This window comes from Agrobacterium sp. MCAB5, from assembly GCF_052114365.1.
GTDB lineage: Bacteria > Pseudomonadota > Alphaproteobacteria > Rhizobiales > Rhizobiaceae > Agrobacterium > Agrobacterium tumefaciens.
Genome location: NZ_JBFREP010000043.1, coordinates 1 through 1103 on the forward strand (window position 1 = coordinate 1; position 1103 = coordinate 1103).

Genomic DNA, 1103 nt, shown 5'->3' on the forward strand with positions numbered 1-1103 from the left:
ATCATGTTGAGGTCCTCCCCGGCAACGAGCTCTGCCGCTTGCGCCTGATGGACGGCAGCCTTGGCCTGGTCGAACGCGGCGCGGCTTTTTTCCGCTTCGCTCTGCGGCGTGATGTTGCTTTTCAGCAGGTTCTCGCTTCGCGCGGCGGCGGCACGGGCCGCCTCACGCGCTGCTTCGGCACTTTCTACCGAAGCTTTTGCAGAAAGGATTTTCGCTTCGGCGGACTTCTGGCTCTGTTCGGAATTGGAGAGTTCGGCTTGCGCCGCTTCGAGCGCGGCCTTCGCCTGTTCCAGTTTCTGCACGAATATCCGGTCGTCTATCCTCGCTATCAAGTCGCCGCGCCGGACGCGCTGGTAGTCGCGAACGGGGACATCGACCAGATAGCCTGCAAGTTGCGGGCTCAGCAGGGTGACCTGCCCGCGCACATAGGCGTCGTTCGTCATCTGGACGGAGTTCCGGAAGGGCGGCAGGTTCCAGACGTAAAGGACCGTTGCGGCCCCGGCGAGGCCTGCGGTCAACGCTAGGATGGTGGCGGCGGATCTGAAAGGCTTTGACATATCTTCTTCGGTTTTCTCGGGAGATCACGGGTTGATGGGGGACGGTGCGTCCGCCGGTTGCACAAACTTCAGGTCTCGCCACACGACGTGAACGAGCAGAGCGGCCAGAGCAAGAACGGCGAGGCAGGACGTGAGAAGGAACGAGTCGTTGTAGGCGAGCGTGTAGGCCTGCTGCTGCACCTGACGGGCAAGAAGACCCGCGCCCTGTGCTGCCTGCTCGGCGGGATCGGTCAGAACCCTGCCGTAGGTGCCTGCGAGTTGCTTCAGGCGGGCTGCGACCTGCGGATCGACGGAGGACAGCCTCTCGACCAGCCGCGCGGAGTGAAACTGCTCCCTCCACTGAACGAACGTGCCATAGACAGCACTTCCCAGAAAGCCGCCGATTTTCTGCGTGGCAAGGAAGACCACGATAAAGGATAGTATGTACGGAAAACCGCGCTTGATGGCGCCGCCAAAGCCCACCGCGAGCGCGGAGGGCAGAAACAAGCCGCTGGCTGCGCTCATGAGGAACTGGCTGACATACATCTGCTCAGGCCGCGTGAGGAC

2 pseudogenes are annotated in these 1103 nt (G+C 62.3%); both read right to left on the reverse strand.

Going from position 1 to position 1103, the window contains the following annotated elements:
- Window positions 1-557, reverse strand: a pseudogene (locus AB4Z23_RS27155) (HlyD family secretion protein); the annotation flags it as partial.
- A 24-nt stretch (window positions 558-581) separates the two neighbouring features.
- Window positions 582-1103: pseudogene (locus tag AB4Z23_RS27160) on the reverse strand (MFS transporter); the annotation flags it as partial.